The 20,928-nt window shown below is 69.4% G+C and carries 14 protein-coding genes; 6 read left to right on the top strand and 8 right to left on the bottom strand.

Annotated elements, in window-relative coordinates; genetic code table 11:
• Nucleotides 1-29: 29 nt before the first annotated feature.
• Nucleotides 30-4,805 (top strand): DEAD/DEAH box helicase, encoded by a 4,776-nt coding sequence (locus tag OG225_RS39970; protein WP_405179784.1) that lies wholly within the window; start codon nucleotides 30-32, stop codon nucleotides 4,803-4,805.
• 18 nt (nucleotides 4,806-4,823) lie between these two features.
• Nucleotides 4,824-5,603 carry a DNA-formamidopyrimidine glycosylase family protein gene (locus tag OG225_RS39965; protein WP_405179783.1) on the top strand — a complete coding sequence of 260 codons (780 nt, stop codon included), beginning with the start codon at nucleotides 4,824-4,826 and terminating at the stop codon, nucleotides 5,601-5,603.
• A 9-nt stretch (nucleotides 5,604-5,612) separates the two neighbouring features.
• On the opposite strand, the gene OG225_RS39960 is transcribed toward OG225_RS39965, so the two are convergent.
• Complete coding sequence (locus OG225_RS39960; protein WP_405179782.1) at nucleotides 5,613-6,032, bottom strand: SRPBCC family protein; 420 nt, start codon at nucleotides 6,030-6,032, stop codon at nucleotides 5,613-5,615.
• A gap of 184 nt (nucleotides 6,033-6,216) precedes the next feature.
• On the opposite strand from OG225_RS39960, the gene OG225_RS39955 reads away from it, so the two are divergent.
• Nucleotides 6,217-7,587, top strand: coding sequence for an FAD-dependent oxidoreductase (locus tag OG225_RS39955; protein ID WP_405179781.1), 1,371 nt, complete (start codon nucleotides 6,217-6,219; stop codon nucleotides 7,585-7,587).
• 98 nt (nucleotides 7,588-7,685) lie between these two features.
• Entirely contained in the window at nucleotides 7,686-8,387 is a 702-nt protein-coding gene (locus tag OG225_RS39950) for a TetR/AcrR family transcriptional regulator (RefSeq protein WP_405183513.1), read from the top strand.
• A gap of 245 nt (nucleotides 8,388-8,632) precedes the next feature.
• Here the strand turns inward: OG225_RS39950 and OG225_RS39945 are convergent, their stop codons facing one another.
• Nucleotides 8,633-10,366 (bottom strand): glycerol-3-phosphate dehydrogenase/oxidase, encoded by a 1,734-nt coding sequence (locus OG225_RS39945; RefSeq protein ID WP_405179780.1) that lies wholly within the window; start codon nucleotides 10,364-10,366, stop codon nucleotides 8,633-8,635.
• Nucleotides 10,367-10,657: 291 nt separating this feature from the next.
• On the opposite strand from OG225_RS39945, the gene glpK reads away from it, so the two are divergent.
• Nucleotides 10,658-12,157, top strand: a complete 1,500-nt coding sequence (gene glpK / locus OG225_RS39940) for a glycerol kinase GlpK (RefSeq protein ID WP_405179779.1) — start codon at nucleotides 10,658-10,660, stop codon at nucleotides 12,155-12,157.
• On the opposite strand, the gene OG225_RS39935 is transcribed toward glpK, so the two are convergent.
• The 4 genes from OG225_RS39935 to OG225_RS39920 all read right to left on the bottom strand — a co-directional run bounded on the left by OG225_RS39935 (nucleotide 12,139) and on the right by OG225_RS39920 (nucleotide 17,530).
• Nucleotides 12,139-13,350 (bottom strand): PLP-dependent aminotransferase family protein, encoded by a 1,212-nt coding sequence (locus OG225_RS39935; protein ID WP_405179778.1) that lies wholly within the window; start codon nucleotides 13,348-13,350, stop codon nucleotides 12,139-12,141. The two genes, glpK and OG225_RS39935, sit on opposite strands and share 19 nt — an antisense overlap.
• Before the next feature lie 187 nt (nucleotides 13,351-13,537).
• Entirely contained in the window at nucleotides 13,538-14,758 is a 1,221-nt protein-coding gene (locus OG225_RS39930; RefSeq protein WP_405179777.1) for a hypothetical protein, read from the bottom strand.
• Between the two features lie 72 nt (nucleotides 14,759-14,830).
• Nucleotides 14,831-15,823, bottom strand: a complete 993-nt coding sequence (locus OG225_RS39925; RefSeq protein WP_405179776.1) for a hypothetical protein — start codon at nucleotides 15,821-15,823, stop codon at nucleotides 14,831-14,833.
• A gap of 300 nt (nucleotides 15,824-16,123) precedes the next feature.
• Nucleotides 16,124-17,530 carry an NAD(P)H-quinone dehydrogenase gene (locus tag OG225_RS39920; protein WP_216916986.1) on the bottom strand — a complete coding sequence of 469 codons (1,407 nt, stop codon included), beginning with the start codon at nucleotides 17,528-17,530 and terminating at the stop codon, nucleotides 16,124-16,126.
• A gap of 195 nt (nucleotides 17,531-17,725) precedes the next feature.
• Between OG225_RS39920 and OG225_RS39915 the strand changes: the two genes are divergently transcribed.
• On the top strand, nucleotides 17,726-18,202 hold the full coding sequence (locus OG225_RS39915) for a gamma-glutamylcyclotransferase (RefSeq protein WP_109525569.1): 477 nt from the start codon (nucleotides 17,726-17,728) through the stop codon (nucleotides 18,200-18,202).
• A gap of 179 nt (nucleotides 18,203-18,381) precedes the next feature.
• On the opposite strand, the gene OG225_RS39910 is transcribed toward OG225_RS39915, so the two are convergent.
• Together OG225_RS39910 and OG225_RS39905 are read right to left on the bottom strand one after the other, a co-directional pair.
• A complete protein-coding gene (locus OG225_RS39910) occupies nucleotides 18,382-19,542 on the bottom strand; it encodes a M20 family metallopeptidase (protein ID WP_405179775.1) in 1,161 nt (386 codons plus the stop codon).
• An 83-nt stretch (nucleotides 19,543-19,625) separates the two neighbouring features.
• On the bottom strand, nucleotides 19,626-20,903 hold the full coding sequence (locus OG225_RS39905) for a M20 family metallopeptidase (protein WP_405179774.1): 1,278 nt from the start codon (nucleotides 20,901-20,903) through the stop codon (nucleotides 19,626-19,628).
• Nucleotides 20,904-20,928: the final 25 nt, after the last annotated feature.

Genomic DNA, 20,928 nt, shown 5'->3' with positions numbered 1-20,928 from the left:
TTGTCGGTCCCCGGGTGCACACTGTCGATATGGCCGAGCACTCGCAAACGGAGTTCTCGACCGCCATGTTCTCCAAGGCGACGAGCGGGTGGTTCGACGGCGCGTTCCCCGCGCCGACCGCCGCCCAGCTCGGCGCCTGGCAGTCCATCGCGGCCGGGGAACACACCCTGGTCGTCGCGCCGACCGGGTCGGGAAAAACCCTGTCGGCGTTCCTGTGGGCGATCGACCGGCTGGCGAGCCGGGAACCGTCGGACCAGCCGCGCGGTACCTCGGTGCTCTACGTGTCGCCGCTCAAGGCGCTGGCCGTCGACGTCGAACGGAATCTGCGGGCGCCGCTGGTGGGAGTCACCCAGACGGCCAAACGGCTCGGCTCCGAGCCGCCGGAGATCAGCGTCGGCGTGCGGTCGGGGGATACCAGCGCCGCCGATCGCCGGTCGATGCTGCGCAAACCCCCCGACATCCTCATCACCACCCCAGAATCGCTGTTTCTGATGCTCACCTCGGCGGCCAGGGAAACCCTCGCCGAGGTCGGCACGATCATCATCGACGAGGTGCACGCCATCGCGGGCTCCAAACGCGGCTCGCACTTGGCGCTGTCGCTGGCCCGGCTCGACCTGCTGACCGAGCGGCCCGCCCAGCGGATCGGTCTCTCCGCGACGGTGCGCCCGCCCGAGGAGGTCGGCCGATTCCTGGTCGGCAACGCGCCGATCACCATCGTGTCCCCGCCCTCGCCGAAAACCTTCGACCTGTCGGTGCGGGTGCCGGTCACCGATATGACCGAGATCGGTGACTCGGAGCAGCCCGGCTCGATTTGGCCGCACGTCGACGAGGCCATCGTCGACCTGGTGCTCGACCACCGGTCATCGATCGTGTTCGCGAATTCCCGCCGCCTCGCCGAACGGCTCACCGCCCGGCTCAACGAGGCCTACGCCGCCCGCGTGGGCGACCCGGTCGACACCGCGCACGGCCCGCCCGCCCAGTTGGGCGCCTCCACCGAGGTGGTGCACGGCGCGGAACAGTTGCTCGCCCGCGCGCACCACGGATCGGTGAGCAAGGAGCAGCGCGCCGTCATCGAGGACGATCTCAAGAGTGGCCGGCTGCGCTGCGTCGTCGCCACCAGCAGCCTGGAACTCGGCATCGATATGGGTGCGGTCGATCTGGTCGTTCAGGTGGAAGCGCCGCCCTCGGTGGCGAGCGGGTTGCAGCGGATCGGGCGGGCTGGACATCAGGTCGGCGAGATCTCCAAGGGCGTGCTGTTCCCCAAACACCGCACCGACGTCATCCACTGCGCTGTCACCGCGCAGCGGATGCTCGGCGGACAGATCGAAGAACTCGCGATTCCGGCGCACCCGCTCGACATCCTGGCCCAGCAGACCGTCGCCGCCTGCGCGCTGGAACCGATCGACGTCGACGCCTGGTTCGACACCGTGCGCGGCACCGGCAGTTACGCCGCGCTGCCGCGCTCGGCCTACGAATCGGTGCTCGACCTGCTCGCCGGGCGCTATCCGTCCGACGAATTCGCCGAATTGCGACCGCGGCTGGTCTGGGACCGGGACGCGGGCACCCTCACCGGACGGCCCGGAGCCCAGCGGCTGGCCGTGACCTCGGGCGGCGCGATCCCTGATCGCGGCATGTTCGCGGTGTACATGGTGGGTGAGAAGAATTCGCGGGTGGGCGAACTCGATGAGGAGATGGTCTACGAATCCAGGGTCGGCGACGTTTTCGCGCTCGGCGCGACCAGTTGGCGGATCGAGGAGATCACCTTCGACCGCGTCCTGGTGACACCCGCCTTCGGGCAGCCGGGACGGCTGCCGTTCTGGCACGGCGACGGCCTCGGCCGACCCGCCGAACTCGGTGCCGCACTCGGGGAATTCGTGCGCAAGGCCGGGAAGGTGAACGTCCCCGGCCGCGGAACAGCCTCCGCCCCCGACACTTCCGCGTCACCCGGAGACGGCTTCGACGCACTCCGTTCGAGCGGGACGGTATCCGGCACGCTGCTGGATACCGCGCGGTCGGCGGGCCTCGATGTCAATGCCACGACCAATCTCGCCGCGCTGCTGGACGAACAACGCACCGCGACGGGCACGCTACCCACGGACAAGACGCTGGTGGTGGAGCGTTTCCGGGACGAACTGGGCGATTGGCGGCTGGTGCTGCACTCCCCGTACGGGCTGCCGGTGCACGCGCCGTGGGCGTTGGCGGTGGGCTCGCGGCTGCGGGAACGTTTCGGTGTCGATGTCGCGCCGAACGCCTCCGACGACGGCATCGTGGTGCGACTGCCCGATACCACCGACGAGCCGCCCGGCGCCGATCTGTTCGTCTTCGAACCCGACGAGATCGACGAGATCGTCACCGAACAGGTCGGCGGCTCCTCGCTTTTCGCGTCCCGATTCCGTGAATGCGCCGCCAGGGCCTTACTGCTGCCCCGGCGCGATCCCGGTAAACGCGCACCGCTGTGGCAGCAGCGGCAGCGGTCGGCGCAACTGCTCGACGTGGCGCGCAAATTCCCCGACTTCCCCATCCTGCTGGAGACCGTGCGCGAATGCCTGCGCGACGTGTACGACCTGCCCGCGCTGCGTGATCTGCTCGGCCGGGTCGCCAGGCGTCAGCTACGGTTGATCGAGGTCGAGACCGCGACGCCGTCGCCGTTCGCGAGTTCGCTGCTGTTCGACTACATCGGGCAGTTCATGTACGAGGGCGACAGTCCGCTGGCCGAGCGGCGCGCCGCCGCGCTGTCGCTGGATTCGAGTCTGCTCGCCGAGCTGCTCGGCCGGGTCGAGCTGCGGGAATTGCTCGACGCGGAGATTCTGGAGCAGACCGAGCGGGAACTGCAACGGCTCACCCCCGAGCGCAGGGCCAGGGACGCCGAAGGTCTGGCGGATCTGCTGCGGTTGCTCGGGCCGCTCACGGCGGACGAGGCGGGGCAGCGCTGCGTCCGGGCCGACCGTCTCGAGGACGAGGCGAACGAGACCGACCTCGGAACAGCCGACAACCCGACGCGAAACGGCCCCGAGGACGATTCGACGGCCGTGCCGGACCACCACGCCTGGTTCTCGCAATTGCGCACGAGCAAACGCGCGCTCGAGGTCAGCTTCGCGGGCCGCACCTGGTGGGTCGCGGTCGAGGACGCGGCGCGATTGCGCGACGCGCTGGGCGTCCCGCTTCCCATCGGTACGCCCGCGGCGTTCATCGAACCGGTCGCCGACCCGCTCGGCGACCTGGTCGGGCGGTATGCCCGTACCCACGCGCCGTTCGGCACCGAGGCCGTCGCCCGGCGATTCGGCATCGGGACCGCGGTCGCCGCCACCGCGCTGCACCGGCTGGTCGCCGAGAAACGTGTCGTGGAAGGTGAGTTCACGCCCGCGGCGACCGGTTCGGAATGGTGCGATACCCAGGTGCTGCGCCGTTTGCGGCGTCGCTCGCTCGCCGCGGCGCGGCACGAGGTGGAACCGGTCACCACCGCCGCCTTCGGACGGTTCCTCCCGTCCTGGCAACACGTCGGCACCGGGGAATTGCGCGGGGTGGACGGTGTCGCCACGGTGGTGGAACAGCTCGCGGGCGTACCGATTCCGGCCTCGGCCTGGGAATCGCTGATCCTGCCAGCCCGCGTCGGCGACTACTCACCCGCGATGCTCGACGAACTCACCGCCACCGGCGAGGTGATCTGGTCCGGGCACGGGGCCATCACCGCGAAAGACGGCTGGATCGCGCTGCACCCGGCCGAACACGCGCCCTTCACCCTCGCACCGCCGGACGAGATCGAACTCTCCGAAACCCACCTGCGGCTGCTGAACACCCTCGGGGCGACGATCGCGATACCGCCGCCGGTCGAATCGGACGGCGACGATGCGGCTCCGCGTCTACCACCGGTCCTGCACGGCGGCGGCGCGTATTTCTTCCGGCAGCTCTCCGACGCCACCGGACTGCTCGACGACACCGCGGTGTCGACCGCGCTGTGGGAGCTGGTGTGGGCGGGCGTTGTCTCGGGTGACACCTTCGCGCCGGTGCGGGCGCTGCTCTCCGGCACCACCCGCACCACCACCGCGCATCGCGCCCCGCGCCGCGCCCCGCGTGGCCGCGCCTACGTGCCGCGCCCGAGCATGCCGACCAGAACCGGGCCACCCGCGGTGGCGGGACGCTGGTCGCTGCTGCCGGAGCGGGTGTCCGACAACACCGTTCGCGCGCACGCGACGGCCGACACCCTGCTGGAGCGCTACGGCGTGCTGACCCGCGGCTCGGTCCAGAACGAAGGGGTGCGAGGCGGTTTCGCGCTGATGTACCGGGTTCTCACCGAATTCGAGGACCGTGGGCGGTGCCGTCGCGGCTATTTCGTCGACTCGCTCGGCGGCGCGCAATTCTCCACCACCGATGTGGTCGACCGGTTGCGCTCCTTCGACACCGACCGCGTCCGGCCGGGTTCCCGGCGCACCGCGACGGTGGCGGCACTGGCCGCGTGCGATCCCGCCAACCCGTACGGTGCGGCGCTGCCGTGGCCCAAGGGCGACGGCGAGGGCGGGCACCGACCCGGACGTAAGGCGGGCGCGATCGTGGTGCTCCTCGACGGCGAAGCGGTGCTGTACCTGGAGCGCGGCGGTAAGACCCTGCTCACCTTCACCGAGGACCCGGACGCGCGCCGGGCCGCCGCGGCCGCCCTGGCCGATCTGGTGCGGACCCGTCGGGTCGACGCGCTGGTGATCGACCGGGTCGACGGAGATTCGGTGCACGGCAACACCTTCGCCGAATTCCTGACCGGCGCGGGTTTCTCGGCCACCCCGCGCGGTCTGCGACTGCGGGGCCATACGTGATCCGATTACGGTCGTGTCATGCCCGAAGGTGACACGGTATTCCTGACCGCGGCCGGGCTGCGGCGGGCCCTGGTCGGAAAGACGCTGGTCCGCAGCGATTTCCGGGTGCCGCGCTACGCGACGGTCGATCTGGTGGGCGAACGCGTCGACGAGGTGGGCAGTTACGGAAAGCACCTGTTCATCCGAACGCCGCGGGTGAGCATCCACACCCATCTGAAGATGGAAGGTATCTGGCGGACCTACTGTGTCGGCGAACGCTGGACCCGTCCCCGGGTGACCGCGCGACTGGTTCTCGCCACCGACGACACCGAGGCCGTCGGCTTCTCCCTCGGCAAGGTCGAGGCCGTGCCGCGCGCGCAGGAGCATCTGGTGATCGACCATCTCGGCCCGGATCTGCTCGGCCCCAACTGGGATCCGGCCGTCGCGGTCGAGCGACTACAGCGCTATCCGGATCAGGCGATCGGCATCGCCCTGCTCGACCAGCGCAATCTGGCGGGCATCGGCAATATCTTCCGCAGCGAAGTCTGCTTCCTGCGCCGGGTCCACCCCGCGACGCCCGTGCGCGATGTCCCCGATCTGCTCGCCCTGGTCAACGAGGCCCACCGCATCCTGTCCGAGGCCGCGCACTCACCGCCGCGCCGGGAACTCGTCTACGGCCGTCAGCGTCGCCCGTGCCAGCGATGCGGCACACCCATCACCGTCCGACCGCTGGCCGACACCACCCCGGCCTCCGATCGCATCACCCAGCACGAACGCGGGATCTACTTCTGCCCCCGCTGCCAGCCGCCGCCCGGGTGATCGCCGCCCTCACCGCTCGAGCAGATCCCGCAGCGCGTCGAGATCGCGGCGCACCCATCCGGCGTCGGTCTCGAACTCGTCGTCGCTCACCCCGGCGCGACGGAACAGGGTCAGCACGACGGTGGTCCCCTCCTCGTTGCCGATCGCGCGCAGCGGGATGTGCAAGGTCGAACCGTCGGGGAATCGCACCCGATGGTCGGCGATGCCGAAGTCGTTGGGCGGGCTGAAACGGACGTAGGCGCTGCCCTGGGGAGCGTCGGCGAGCCATTCGCCCGGCTCGGCTCCCGGACTCACGCCCGCGGGCGCGAGTCCGCCCGCCAGGCCGGTGGCCCAGGACGGATAGTTCGCCGGATCGCCGAGGAAGTCGGCGACCGTCACGAACGGCTGTGCGATATTCACGCTGACATGGCGCACGGGTCTGGTCACCATTCGACCCTACGACGACGGACTCCTGCTCGCCCGCGACCACGGATCGCGGGTGCGCATGTTCTCGGCCCACCACGCCGGGGAGCTTCGCGCGCTGCGATCGGTCGCGGCGTGACGCTCGGCCATTGACCGCACCACGCCCGACCTCTAACTTACAAATTGGAAGTTAGGGTGAGGGAGTATGGCTGTGAGCGATTCGAACGATCCGCGACGGTACGTGGTGATCGGCGGCGGACTGGCGGGGCTCGCGTCGGCGGTGTGGCTGGCCGAGGCGGGTAAACAGGTCACCCTGCTGGAGCGACGCGGCCGACTCGGCGGACGCACCCACGCCATGAAAGCGGAAGCGGCCGAAGATCTTCCCGATAACGGGCAACACGTGATCGCCAGCGGTTACCACCACCTGTTCCGGTATCTCACCAGCGTCGGCACCAGGCGTTTCGTCGCGTTTCCCCGTGGCGGCACCCTGCGCTGGCCGGACGGCCGCTCGGCGACGATGCGGACCACCGGTCTGGGCGCCTGGCGCACTCTCACCGGACCGCATCCCGACGCGACGGCCCTGGACCGGGTCCGCACCGCCCTGGCCACCGCAAGGCTCAGCCAGCAGTGCCTGCGTCAGCCCGCCGATCTCGTCGACCTCACCACCGCGCAGTGGTTCGACCGGGTCGGCATGCCCGCCACCGCGCGCGAGGCCGTCTGGGATTGGCTGGCACTCGGCATCGCGGCCGAGCCGGTGCACCGGGAATCGGCCAAGGTGTTCGCCGATGTGCTCGCGACCGGTATCCGACTGGGAATCAAGGATCGCAAAGGTGTCGACATCGGCTACCCCACCACCGATCTCGACACCCTCTACGTCACCGGCGCGCTCGAGGTCTTCGCGCGGCACGGGGTCGAGGTGCGCCACAAGGCGGTGGCGCGACGCATCCATATCGCCGACGGGAAGGTGACCGGGGTCGCGCTCGCCGACGGTTCCGTCGTCCCCGCCGACGCGGTGATCTGCGCGGTGCCCAACGCGAATATCGGCGGCCTGCTCGACGAACTGCCCGAACACCCCGAGATCTACGCCGCCGCGGACAAATTGGGCCACACGCCGATCGTCAGCACCAACCTCTACCTGGACGGGCCACTCGGCACCGAAAGCGAATTCGAGGCGCTGATCGGCGGCACCGGCGTCATCGACGAGGTCTTCGACCGGCAGCTGATGACCGGCCGCAGCACCGAACGGGCCTGGCTGTACTGCCTGACCACCAGCGGCGCCTACGAGCAGATCCACAAATCGAACGAGGAGATCGTCGACGAACAACTGGCGCTGCTGCGCCGCTACTACCCCGCCGCCGCGGCCCTGAAAGTGGTTCAGGCCCAAGTGATCCGGATGCCGAAGGCCACCTTCTCCCAGGTTCTCGGCACCCACGGCCTGCGCCCGGCCCAGCGCACCTCGGTACCGACCCTCGCGCTGGCAGGTGATTGGACCGCCACCGAATGGTCGGCGACCATGGAGAGCGCGGTGCAGAGTGCCGCTCGGGCGGTGGATCTACTGCTCGCGCTACCGTCTGAGTCGTGAGCACCGAGCGTCGCCCCGCCGCCACGCCGCGGACGAGTACGGCGCCCGCCGATCCTCCTCGCGCCGAAGCCGATTCGGCGTCGACACCGCGGCGGCGCATGTCCGCCACCGATCGGCGCGCCCAGCTCCTCGACATCGCCCGCGACATCGTCGCCGCCGAAGGTTTCGCCGCGGTGACGATCGAGCGGGTGGCGCGGTCGGCGCCCGTCGCGCGAGCCCTCGTCTACCAGCAGTTCGTCGACCTGTCCGGGCTGATGACGGCGCTGCTGGAACGCGAGAGCGAGATCGCGCTCGCGGGGATCGGCACCATCGACCCGCTGGGTGTCGACGGGAATACCGACCGGTCGAGCACGGACGACCGCGTCGGTACCGGCACCCGACAGGGCGCGGGCGACGACCTCACCGACCCGACGAACGCGGGCAACAACCCCACATCGGCCAGGCGCGCCGACGACGTGGACCGGGTCGGCCAGGCGATCCTCGCCTACCTACACGCCGCCCCGACCAGCTGGCAGATCATGCTCAGCCCACCCGACGGCGGACCGCCCGGCCTGCGTGAGCGCCTCGACATGGGACGCGCCTACGCCAGGGTGATCGGCGCGGGCCACCTGTCCCACTATGCGGGGGTCACCGTCGACCCGGACGGCCCGACCCAACGCCTTCTGTTGGCCGCGATCGAGGAAATCGCCCGATTGCACCTGGCCGACCGGCGGACCTATCCCGACGAACTCGTGCTGAGCTACCTGCGTTCCCTGGTCGACTGGGCGACCGCCGTGGAAGCTCCGCACGCCTCGACCTGAGACACTCCCGGCGTGCGACAACTCGACGCCGTCCACCTGGTTGCGCACGAGGGACTACGCGGGCCGAGTAGCGCCACGGGGGCACACCGCCGACCTGGTTGCGGCCCCACGGACTACGCGGGCCGAACAGCACCACGGTCGCACACCGCTCCGGAAGCATGGGCGATCGCGCCGGGGCAGGCTCGGTTGCGCGCCCTGTCCACCGGAGTCCGCGCGAGCGCCGCTTCCGTGGGCCCGAAATCCGCTCAGCTGTCCAGCGGCACCGGTTCGAGGAGTTGCGGTCGGGGTTCGGGGGCTGCGGCGCGCAGGGCGTCGGCGGAGGTGTCGTCGGGCTGGTTCTGCGAGTGGATCTCCGCTTCCACCCTGGCCTGATAGGTCTTGACCTCGCGCTCGATATCGGATTCGTCCCAGCCGAGTACGGGGGCGACCAGTTGGGCGACCTGCTCGGCGCAGTTGGCGCCGCGGTGGGCGTATTCGATGGCGATCCTGGTGCGGCGGGCGAGGATATCGTCCAGGTGCAACGCGCCTTCGGCCGCCACCGCGTAGACCGCCTCCACCTGGAGGTAGGCCGGTGCGTCGGTGATCGGTTGCAGCAGTTCGGGTTTGCCGTCGGCCATGGCGATCACCTCGTCGGCGAGGGAACCGTAGCGATCGAGCAGATGTTTCACCCGGTACGGATGGACGCCGTAGGTCTCGGCCAGATGCAGGGTCTGGTTGACCAGGGCGAAATAGCCGTCGGCGCCCAGCAGCGGCACCTTCTCGGTGATGGACGGCGAGACGCGAGCCGGAATGTCCTGTGCCGCTTCGTCCACCGCGTCGTAGGCCATCACCCGGTAGGTCGTGTACTTGCCGCCCGCGATGGCGACCAGACCGGGCGCGACCCGCGCCACCGCGTGTTCGCGCGACAGTTTCGAGGTGGAATCGCTCTCCCCCGCCAGCAACGGCCGCAGGCCCGCGTACACACCGTCGATATCGGCGTGGGTGAGCGGGGTGACCAACACCTCGTTCACCCGGTTGAGCAGGTAGGCGATATCGGCGTTGGTGGCGGCCGGGTGGGCCAGGTCCAGATTCCAATCCGTGTCGGTGGTGCCGACGATCCAGTGCGCGCCCCACGGGATGACGAACAGCACCGAGGTCGCGGTGCGCAGGATCATCGCGGCGTCGCTGACGATCCGGTCGCGCGGCACCACGATGTGCACGCCCTTGGACGCGCGGACGTGGAACCTGCCCCTGCTGCGCGCCAGCGACTGCACCTCGTCGGTCCAGACGCCCGTCGCGTTGACGACCACGTGCGCGCGCACCTCACCGGCGCGGCCGTCCTCGCTGTCGCGCACCCGCACACCTGTGACCCGGTCGGCTTCGCGCAGGAAGCCGACGACCTGGGTGGAGGTGCGGATCACCGCGCCGTAGTGCGCGGCGGTGCGCGCGACCGTCATGGTGTGCCGCGCGTCGTCGACGACTGTGTCGTAGTAGGTGACGCCGCCGATCAGCGAGTCGCTCTTGAGCCCGGGAGCCAGCCGCAGCGCGCCGTGCCGGGACAGATGATGCTGTCCCGGAACCGATTTCGAGCCGCCCATGGAGTCGTAGAGCACCAGGCCGGAGGCGACGTAGGGCCGCTCCCAGAACCGGCGGGTCAGCGGATAGAGGAAACGCAGCGGTTTCACCAGGTGCGGGGCCAGCGTCGACAACGCCAGTTCGCGCTCGCGCAGCGCCTCGCGCACCAGTCCGAATTCCAGCTGTTCCAGATAGCGCAGACCGCCGTGGAACATCTTCGACGAGCGGCTCGACGTGCCGGAGGCCAGATCGCGGGCCTCGACCAGGGCCACCTTCAGACCCCGGGTCGCGGCATCGAGCGCGATGCCCGCACCGACCACGCCGCCGCCGACCACCACCACGTCGAAATGATCCTTGCCGAACCGCTCCCACGCCGTACGGCGCTGCTCGGGCCCGAGAAACTGTGAATCCGGCTTCGTGGTCATGCTCGCCTCCTCGCGCCGACGGCGCAATCGCCGGCTGTCGATGTTGGTGTGGCACGCGCGGTCGGGCTGTTCCACTTCCAGGCTATGCGACTGGGCACACGTCCAGCGGCGGGCCTGACCCGTGTCGCCGAGCGCTACCCACCGGTATCCGAATCCACCCTAGTGCGGGTGGCGCGTGTGCGCGCGGCGTGCGGAAACCACGGCCTGCACGCTCCCCGCGGGCCCTGTCGTGGACCGAGTACGACCGCCGCATTCGGACATGACACGCCCCGGGTTTAGTAGCCTGCTCGAATGCGTCGCTATGTGGCCGCCATCGATCAGGGCACGACCTCCAGTAGGTGCATCGTCTTCGACCGGCACGGCCGCGTCGTCGGGGTGGCCAAGCGGGAGCACGAACAGATCTTCCCTCGGCCCGGCTGGGTCGAGCACGATCCCGAGACCATCAGGCGCAATACCGAGTACGTTCTCGGCGCGGTACTCGAACAACTCGATCTCACCGCCGCCGATATCGCCGCGGTCGGGGTGACCAACCAGCGCGAGACCACCGTGGTGTGGGACCGCGCCACCGGCGAGCCCATCCACAACGCCATCGTCTGGCAGGACACCCGCACCGACCGCCTCGTCACCGAATTGGGCGGTGACATCGGCCCCACCCGCTATCAGGACCGCACGGGACTGCCGCTGTCGACCTATTTCGCCGGGCCGAAACTGCGCTGGATCCTCGACCGGGTCGAAGGAGCGCGGGAGCGCGCCGAAGCGGGCGAACTGTGTTTCGGCACCATCGACAGCTGGCTGCTGTGGAATCTCACCGGCCGACACGTCACCGATGTGACCAATGCCTCGCGCACCATGCTCATGGATCTGCGCACACTGCGATGGGATCCGCGGATCTGCGCGGAATTCGGTGTGCCGGAGGCGATCCTGCCGGAGATCCGCAGTTCGTCGGAGGTCTACGGGGAGATCACCTCCGGTCCGCTCGCGGGCGTTCCGATCGCGGGAATCCTCGGCGACCAGCAGGCCGCCACCTTCGGCCAGGCCTGCCTGTCCCCCGGTGAGGCCAAGAACACTTACGGCACAGGCAATTTCATGTTGCTCAACACCGGGACCACCCCGGTCCTCAGCAAACACGGACTGCTCACCACCGTCTGCTATCGCCTCGGCGATCAGCCCGCCGTCTACGCGCTGGAGGGGTCGATCGCGGTGACCGGCTCGCTGGTGCAGTGGTTGCGCGACAATCTCGGCCTCATCTCGAGCACCGAGGAGATCGAACCGCTGGCCCGCAGCGTCGAGGACAACGGCGGCGCGTATATCGTCCCCGCCTTCTCCGGCCTGTTCGCGCCGCGTTGGCGACCGGACGCCCGCGGTGTCGTCGCCGGACTCACCCGATTCGTCACCAAGGCCCACCTGGCGCGCGCGGTGCTCGAATCCACGGCCTTCCAGACCAGGGAGGTGGTCGACGCGATGCGCGCCGACGCCGAATCCCAGCGTCTCGGACTGGAATTGACGACGCTCAAGGTGGACGGCGGCATGGTCGGCAACGATCTGCTCATGCAGTTCCAGTCCGACATCCTCGATGTCCCCGTGGTGCGCCCCGTGGTCAACGAGACGACCGCGCTCGGCGCCGCGTACGCCGCGGGCCTCGCCGTCGGCTACTGGCCGAGCACCGACGACATCGTGGCGAACTGGACCGCGGACACCACCTGGCGGCCGACCATGTCGGCCGAGGTCCGCGACGCCCAGCTGACGGCGTGGAACAAGGCCGTCGAGCGCACCTACAACTGGGTGGACTGACCGGAAACCACGTGCGCGCGGGCGTGCGCCCGCGCCAGCCGATCGACGGCCTTCACCAAGACCGGCGCGTCGGAGGTGGTGAAACACATCCGCATCGAATGCGTGTAGGCGCTGTCCACCGTGAAGGCCGCCCCGGGAACGTAGGCGACACCTTCCTCGAGCGCGCGCGCCAACAGCGCCGAGGTGTCGGTGCCGTCGGTGAACGAGGCCCAGACGAACATGCCGCCGGAGGCGTCGGTACAGGACAGGCTGTCGCCGAACGTCGCGCGGACGGCGCGGACCAGAGCCTCGGCGCGGGTCCGGTAGGTCGCGCGGACCGTGTCGACGTGTGCGGTGAGCCACGCGTCGTCGGCGAGGAGTTCGGCCGCGATCTGCTGGGTGAGCGCCGAACCGCACAGGTCCGCACCCTGTTTGAGGAGTTCGACGGCGCGGCAGACTCTTTCGGGCGCCGTCATCCAGCCCACGCGCAGGGTCGGCGCGATGATCTTGGACGCGCTGGAGAGGCGAATCACATTGCGGGAGTGGGCCGCCACCGGCTCGGGCGGTGCGGCGTCGAACCACAGCTCGCCGTAGGGGTCGTCCTCGATCACCCAGATCCCGTACGCGTCGGCGAGTTCGGCGAGCTCCCGGCGACGCCGCGAGCCCATGGTGACCCCGCCCGGATTGTGGAAATTGCTGACCGTGTGCACCACGGCGGGACGCTCACCGCGGGCGAGCAGCTCGCGCAGCACGTCGACGCGCATCCCCTCGCCGTCCAGCGGCACCGCGACCAGACGCGCGCCCGCTGCGCGGAAGACTTGCAGCGCACCGACATAGGCGGGATCCTCGACGACCACCAGCGCGCCGGGATCGAGCAGCACCTCGGCGAGCAGCGAAAGCGCCTGCTGCGAGCCGTGTGTCACGAAGACCTCGGCGAGCGCGACCGCGCGGCCGATCCGCGCCGACTCGCGCTCGGCCAGCACGGCGCGCAGCGGCGCCCACCCCGGCGATTCGGTGTACTGCAAGACCGCGGTGTCGGTCAGCGCTTTCGCGGCGGCCTCGGCGATCCGCTCGCTCGGCATCAGCGCGGCGTCGGGCAGCCCGCCCGCGAGGCTGATGATCTCGGCGCGCGAGGTCAGTTTCAGCAGGTCGCGAATCGCCGAACTCTGCAACCCGTCCAGTTTCGCGGACAGCGGCGGTCGATTCGGCGACATGGAAACCTCCGGGGGACGCCACGGTTCTGGTCATGTCCACCATCGCACAGCATGACCAGAATATGAAATTCTATTCCCGTAATATGGGATTTCGAGTCTTGGAGCGGGGTCTACCAGCGACGAAACGAAGACGGGCTGCCACCGCGACGTAATGCGCGATGACAGCCCGATGCGGGAGAACGACCGTTCAGCCGCGCTCCCGGATGGCGAAGATCAGGATCCTGCCGTCCCGGTCGACGGTGCTGACCGTCTGCCGGTACACCGTGGTCGTGCCGTCGGGCCGATGTTCGGTCAGATCGACGTCGAAGGTGTCGGAGGCCACCTCGGTGATGCGCAGGCAGTGCGTCGTGCCCGCCGGGATCTGGTCGGTGATCGCGCCCTGGATGATGTCGGCCGACGAGATGTTCTCGGCGTCGGGAGCGACGTACCTGCGCACGCCCTCACCGCTGCGCTCGACGTAGAACGCGTGCTGGAATCCCAGGATCGCCGACGGTCCGCTCGACGTGTCACCGGGGCCGTTGCCGACCGACACCTTGCCGTCGCGGCTGGCCGGGCAACTCAAGGCCGCCGCCGTCGACGGCGGCGACGCCGTGGCGGACGCCTCGTCCTCACCGCCGCCCCTGCCCATCGCGACGATCGCCACGATCAGACCTATCAGCACGACGGCGGCCACGGCGACGCCAACCACCACGCCCCGGCCCTTACTCGCGGACTTGGTGGTCTCTGGCACGGGCCTACTCGGCGCGAGCCGCTTGGCGATCGGATCGTCGGCCCAGGACAGGCCGGACTCGCCGCCGCGCGGTTCCTGCGGCGGCCTGGGCACCTCGCCGGAATCGGTCGGGCTCCACCAGTTGTCCGGTTTCGGCGCGGGGGCGGGGGCGGGATTCCGGTGGCGCGTGGTGGCGTCGGGGTCGAAATCGGGCTGCGGGGCGACCGGCGCGGGGAAGTCCGTCGTGTCGGGCGCGCGGTAGCGTGCGTCGGGCGGCGGACCCGCGGGTTCGGCGGCCGGTCGCCAGCCCAGTTCCGGATGATCACCCGGCGGTTGCGGAACCGACCAGGTGGGAACGGATTCGACGGTAGGAGGGCCGCCATCACGCAGCGGCGGACCGAAACCACCGGTCGGCGGACCACCGTCACGCACCGGCGGACCGAAATCGCCCGTCGGCGGACCACCGTCACGTAGCGGCGGACCGAAATCGCCCGTCGGCGGACCGAATCTGCCCCCCTGGGCGCCACCGCCCTGCGGCGGTCGCCCGAAATCGGTGAGGGGAGGGCCGAAGTCGCCCGTCGGTGGTCCGCCGTCATGCGGCGGACCACCCACCGGAGGGCCGAAACCGCCCACCGGAGGACCGAATTCCGACCGGCGCCTGCCGGATTCGTCGTCCTTCGCGTCGCCCTCGGAGACCACGACCCATCCTTTCCCCGTGACATACGAGTGGGGCGGTCGCGAACGACCGCCCCACCGTCGAATCAGCTCATGTCAGTACTGGACCGAGCCACCCCACTGGGTGGTGACGCCGGCGACATTGACCGTCTGCGGGATGACATCACCCGGTGCGATGATCGCGGGAAGTTTAACCTGCGCGGCGGCTTCCAGCGCGGCGGTTCCGCCCGGCTGCGCGGCGATCCACTGCTCGACGGCCGCCTTGGCCAGATTCACCTGGGTGGTGTCGAGCACCGTGGTGGACTTGTTGTCCGCGAGACCTTCACCACCGGTGTAGCTGGTGATCTGAATGGTGTTGGCGCTGACGAACTCCACCGAGACACCGGCTTCACCCGCACCGGTCGGCGTGCGGTATCCGACGGTGCCGACGTAACCGGCCGCATTGTTGAAGTGGTGGGTATTGGCCACGAAACCCGGCAGCAGGGTGCCGCCGTCGACGTTGGCGCCGACTTCGGTACGCGGACCGGTCATCTCGACGACCGGCGCGGCGGGCGCCGAATCGATCCGCGGGGCCTCCCAGCGCGGCGGCTGCTGGATGAGAGTGTCGCTCTCCGGCTGCGCGGCCGGGGTGTCGGTGCCCGAACGGGGCGCGGTACCGGGCGTGCCCGGCTGCGTCGCACCGGGCACGGCCGGGGCGGCCTCGGTGCCGGGAGCCTTGGGATCCTCGGCGGTCGCGGGCTGCGCGGGCTGACCCGGTACCGGCAGCGGCGCGACACGCGGGGTGGTGACACCCGGCTGCGTCGGAGCCGCGAGTTTCGGATCCTTCTTCGGATCGGGCATGACCTGATCCGGATCCGGGGTGGTGATACCCGGCTGGCTGGGCGTCGGCTTCGATTCAGGTTTGGCCGGATCGGGTTTCGCGGTCCCCGGCGCGGATTCGGTCGGCGTCTCCGGTGGCGTCTCGGTACCCGGCTGGGCCGGGGCGGGAGTGGTGGGCGTGGTCGGATCGTTCGGAACCGCCCCCGCGGGCGCCGCGAGAAGAGTAGCCACGGCTGCCGCGGCGGCCAGCGGCAACGACGTCCCCGCCATCGTTCGCTGCGCCCGACTCGGCTTACGATGTTTCACTTTTCGCAATTCCCCTTTTCGGGTGCGGCCGCACGCGGTCGCACTCAGTTGTCCCTGACGAGACACGCGGTCGTCGTAGCACGACCCTCGGGCTGTTCGCCGTTCCCGTTTGGAAAGAAGCTTCCCCCCACGACAGAACCAGCGACCGCCGCCCGATCGCATCCCTGCCCGGAGTCAACCATATGTTCGGCCGACAGGCAACGCGATGAATCCCAGCCGGTAACAAGCACACTCGGAGCATCGCTACCGAGGGGCGGACCCGCGTCAATCCAAGTCGTCATGACGCATCAACTGGCGCGCCGCCTCGATCACCGAACCCGACAGCGACGGATACACCGAGAACGTCTGGGCCAGATCGTTGACGGTGAGGTTGTTCTGCACCGCGAGCGCGATCGGCAGGATCAACTCAGAGGCGATGGGCGCGACGACGACGCCGCCGATCACCACACCTGTCGCGGGGCGGCAGAAGATCTTGACGAAACCCCTGCGCAGCCCCGACATCTTCGCGCGCGGATTGGTGTTCAGCGGCAGCATCACCGTGCGTGCCGGGGTCTCACCGTTATCGATGGCGGTCTGGCTCACGCCGACCGTCGCGATCTCCGGGCGGGTGAACACCGCGGAGGAGACCGTCTTCAGCCGGATCGGGCTGACACCCTCGCCCAGCGCGTGATACATCGCGATCCGGCCCTGCATCGCGGCCACCGAGGCCAGCGGCAACAGGCCCGTGCAGTCGCCCGCGGCGTAGATACCGGGCACCGAGGTACGCGACACCCGGTCGACCCGCAGATAGCCGCCACGATCCAATTCGATACCGACCTGGTCCAAGCCGAGATCGTCGGTATTGGGCGTGGAACCGACGGTCATCAGGGCGTGCGTGCCCGTCACGGTGCGACCGTCGGAGAGTTTCACCACAATGCCGTCGGCGGTGCGCTCGACCGCGTCCGCTCGCGCGTGTTTGACCAGTTCCACACCGCGCTCGGCCAGCGCCTCCTCCAGCACCAGCGCCGCGTCCGCGTCCTCACCGGGCAGCACCCGGTCACGACTGGAGACCAATTTCACCCGCACGCCCAATTCCGTATAAGCGGAGACGAATTCGGCGCCGGTGACGCCGGAACCGACCACCACCAACGTTTCCGGGAGTTCGCGCAGGTCGTAGAGCTGACGCCAGTTCAGGATCCGCTCACCGTCGGGTTCGGCGCCCGGCAGCACCCGGGGACTGGCGCCGGTGGCGATCAGCACCACCTCGGCCTCCAGCACCCGCTCGCCGCCCTCGCCACGCGACACGAACACCCGGTGCGTCGTCGACAGTCCGACGGCGGGCTCGGTCATCCGCGCGCGACCGGAGACAACTCTCACACCCGCCGATTGCAATTTGGACCGGATATCGGAGGACTGCGCCAGCGCGAGGGCCTTCACCCGCGAGTTCACCTCCGGCAACTCCACGGCAGCCTGACTCGGATCCAGCGTGATGCCCAGGTCCTTGGCGCGGCGCAGATCGGTGCGCACCCCGGTCGAGGCGATGAACGTCTTCGACGGAACGCAATCCCACAGCACGCACGCACCGCCGATGCCATCACGGTCGACGAGCGTCACATCGGCGCCGTGCTGGGCCGCGACCAGCGCCGCTTCGTAACCGGCGGGACCGCCACCGATGATGGCAATGCGGGTCATGAATACCTCCGCTTGGGCTGTCGACCGGGATCTCCGGCGCACAGACAACGTTATCGGGCGAGCACCCGGCAACCACTGCCGACTCGACCTCATGAGACGCGCGCGACCATCGAACGCGGCAACAGATGACACTCGCACAGGGCACTCTGGGCGGGATATGAGCGATCCGCCGATCTTATTGGCTACCCTTTCACCGTGCCGATCTACGCCGCCTACGGGTCGAACATGGACTCGTCCCAGATGCTCGAGCGCTGTCCGCACTCCCCCATGTCCGGAACGGGCTGGTTGGAGGGCTGGCGACTCACCTTCGCCGGCGACGACATCGGGTGGGAAGGACCGCTGGCGACGGTCGTCGAGGAACCAGGATCCCGGGTTTTCGTCGTGCTCTACGACGTCTCGCCGGAGGACGAGGACAGGCTGGACCGCTGGGAAGGTTCGGACTTCGGAATCCACAAGAAGATCCGGCTACGCGTCACCCCGAGCCCGGGCAGCGGGACCGAACCACGCCTGGCGTGGTTGTACGTCCTCGACGCCTACGAAGGCGGGCTACCCTCCGCCCGGTACATCGGCGTGATGGCCGACGCGGCCGAAAAGGCAGGCGCGCCAGCGGAGTACGTGCACGCGCTGCGAACCAGGAACAGCCGCAACGTAGGGCCGGGAAACTTCAGCTGAATTCTTGGCGGCCGGGGCCGCGGGTTCGCGGCCCCTTTTGTCTCGCGTCCGAGCGGTCGAGACTCGCGACTTCGTCGCATTGTCTCGACCGCTCGGACGCGAGACGGCCGCGAACGGGCGCTCGTAAGACTCGCGCCGGGCGGGGTTCTGGTGGGCGGCCCGCTCCGGGCGGGTGTTGTTCATCCTGCTTGCAGGATGATGTTGCTCAGGGCTCGGACGCCGACGGCGAGGGCGCGTTCGTCGAGGTCGAAGGTGGCCTGGTGCAGGTCGAGTTGTTCGCCTTCGCCGGACCAGACGCCGAGGCGGGCCATGGCGCCCGGCACCTCTTCGAGGTACCAGGAGAAGTCCTCGCCACCACCGGATTGGGGGGTGTCGGCGAGGGCGTCGGGGCCGAGGGCTCGGATGGCGTCCTCGAACATGCGGGTGGAGTGCTCGTCGTTGACCACCGGGGGGACGCCGCGGCGGTAGTTGAGCTGGTAGCGCACGCCGGTGGGGGCGAGCAGGCCGTCGACGATCTCGTTGACCATCGGTTCCAGCAGCGACCACGTGGCGTGATCTCCGGTGCGGACGGTGCCGGTGAGCATGCCGGTCTGCGGGATGGCGTTGGGGGCCTTGCCCGCCGATACCGCGCCCCAGACCATCACGGTGCTGGTGCGGGGGTCTATGCGGCGGCTCAGCAGGCCGGGCAGGCCGGTGATGACGGTGCCGATGGCGTAGACCAGGTCGCTGGTCAGGTGCGGGCGCGAGGTGTGGCCGCCGGGGGAATCGAGTACCAACTCCACGGTGTCGGCGGCGGAGGTGATCGCGCCGACCCGGATGCCGATCCGACCGACCTCGAGACGAGGATCACAGTGCAGGGCGAAGATCCGGTCGACGCCTTCCATCGCGCCCGCGGCGACCATGTCGATGGCTCCGCCGGGCATGACCTCCTCGGCGGGCTGGAAAACGAACCGCACGCCGACCGGCAGATCGATCTCGGCCAGCGCGAGCGCGGTGCCGAGCAGGATCGCGGTGTGGGCGTCGTGACCGCAGGCGTGCGAGACTCCTGGCACCGTCGAGGCGAAGCCGAGTCCGGTGAACTCCTGTAACGGCAGGGCGTCCATATCGGCGCGCAGACCGATGCGCGGGGCGTCGACGGGGCCGACGTCACAGATCAGACCGGTGCCGACCGGCATCTTCTGGGGTGTCAACCCGGCCTTGGTCAGCCACGTCGAGATGAACTCGGTCGTGGCGAATTCGGTGCGGGACAGTTCTGGATTGGCGTGGATGTGCCGCCGCCACTGGATCAGATCGACCGTGTGCTCGGCCAGCCACGCGTCGACGACCTCCGACCCGCTCATATCCGCCACTCCCGCGCCCCCCGGGCCCTCCGTGGTCGCACACGCGCTCCCTTCCGCATGCGCCGACGATCGGCCGGTTGTGCTCACCGAACTTCCTCCTGTCGTCGAACCAGACGTTCCAACAACCTGTCTCTCTGTACTTCATCGCGCGCGATGGCGATAGCGGTACGCGCGAGCGCGAGCGCGCCATCGGTGACCGCGCGATCCGCCGAGGCGTTGACACTGGCCGCGGCGAAGCCTGGCTGATGTGTCACCGCCCCACCGGCATCGATGCCGATCACCGGATGGATGCCGGGGATGACGTTGGTGACATTGCCCATATCGGTACTGCCCAGCGGGCGCCGCGCCTCGAGTTCCGGTGCGATCGGCACCCGACCCAGGTCGGCGATCTGCTCACGATAGGCACACAGTAGTGCCGCATCGGGCGTCAGCTCGGTATATGTCGGGGCGAGCGTCCGGATTTCGTGGGTGCAGCCCGTTGCCAGTGCGCCCGCCTCGAAACAAGCCGATGCGCGTCGCATCAGTTCATCGAGGGATGCGGAATCCGCTGCGCGTAGGTAGTACAGCAGTTCCGCACGTCCGGGCACGATATTGGGGGCTACGCCACCGTCGCCGACTATACCGTGAAGTTGCTGGCCAGGCTGGATATGTTGACGTAGCAAGCCCAGAGCTACCTGCGCGATGGTGACCGCGTCCCCCGCGTTGCGGCCCAGTTCGGGCGACGCGCTCGCATGGGCTTCGCGGCCGTGGAAGACCACCCCGATATCGGCGAGAGCCAGCGATCTGGCGCCCGCGATGTCGACCGGACCGGGGTGGACCATCATCGCCATCGCCACGTCGTCGAAGACGCCGCGCTCCAGCATCAGCACTTTGCCGCCGCCGCTCTCCTCGGCGGGCGTGCCGAGCACGATCACCGTGATACCGAGTTCGTCGGCCACCTCGGCGAGGCCCAGACCCGTCCCGACCGCCGCCGCGGCGATGATGTTGTGTCCGCAGGCGTGGCCGATCTCGGGCAGGGCGTCGTATTCGGCGCAGATGCCGATCGTCAGATCTCCACTGCCATAGGTCGCGCGGAACGCGGTCGCCAGATCGGCGACGCCCAGGTCGACCTGGAAACCGCGCTCGATCAGCGGGGCTACCGTCTTGGCGACACTGCGCGTCTCCTCGAACGCCAGTTCCGGCTCGGCGTGGATGGCGTGGGACAGCTCGACGAGACGTCCGGTGGCGGCGGCGATCGCGGCGTCCGAGGCGTCGACGGCGATCGTCGTCGCCCGGGTCCCGTCGGCGTGCTCGGCCACAGCCCTGTCTGCGCGCGCGAGATCGCCGCGCGTTTCCTCGTGCCCGCTACGCGGTGGTGGCATGCGACACAGTCTCGCACTACGGGTC

It is taken from the genome of Nocardia sp. NBC_01377, from assembly GCF_045040005.1.
GTDB lineage: Bacteria > Actinomycetota > Actinomycetes > Mycobacteriales > Mycobacteriaceae > Nocardia > Nocardia noduli.
The sequence above is the reverse complement of the archived record's forward strand: the minus strand, read 5'-3'. Positions and strand labels throughout refer to the sequence as shown.

Excerpts from the sequence above, each read along its gene's own strand:
- glpK (WP_405179779.1), top strand. The coding sequence starts at position 10,658 with ATGCGTCGCTATGTGGCCGCCATCGATCAGGGCACGACCTCCAGTAGG.
- OG225_RS39960 (WP_405179782.1), bottom strand. The coding sequence starts at position 6,032 with ATGGTGACCAGACCCGTGCGCCATGTCAGCGTGAATATCGCACAGCCG.
- OG225_RS39945 (WP_405179780.1), bottom strand. The coding sequence starts at position 10,366 with ATGACCACGAAGCCGGATTCACAGTTTCTCGGGCCCGAGCAGCGCCGT.
- OG225_RS39905 (WP_405179774.1), bottom strand. The coding sequence starts at position 20,903 with ATGCCACCACCGCGTAGCGGGCACGAGGAAACGCGCGGCGATCTCGCG.
- OG225_RS39925 (WP_405179776.1), bottom strand. The coding sequence starts at position 15,823 with ATGGCGGGGACGTCGTTGCCGCTGGCCGCCGCGGCAGCCGTGGCTACT.
- OG225_RS39965 (WP_405179783.1), top strand. The coding sequence starts at position 4,824 with ATGCCCGAAGGTGACACGGTATTCCTGACCGCGGCCGGGCTGCGGCGG.
- OG225_RS39920 (WP_216916986.1), bottom strand. The coding sequence starts at position 17,530 with ATGACCCGCATTGCCATCATCGGTGGCGGTCCCGCCGGTTACGAAGCG.
- OG225_RS39910 (WP_405179775.1), bottom strand. The coding sequence starts at position 19,542 with ATGAGCGGGTCGGAGGTCGTCGACGCGTGGCTGGCCGAGCACACGGTC.
- OG225_RS39970 (WP_405179784.1), top strand. The coding sequence starts at position 30 with ATGGCCGAGCACTCGCAAACGGAGTTCTCGACCGCCATGTTCTCCAAG.
- OG225_RS39935 (WP_405179778.1), bottom strand. The coding sequence starts at position 13,350 with ATGTCGCCGAATCGACCGCCGCTGTCCGCGAAACTGGACGGGTTGCAG.
- OG225_RS39950 (WP_405183513.1), top strand. The coding sequence starts at position 7,686 with ATGTCCGCCACCGATCGGCGCGCCCAGCTCCTCGACATCGCCCGCGAC.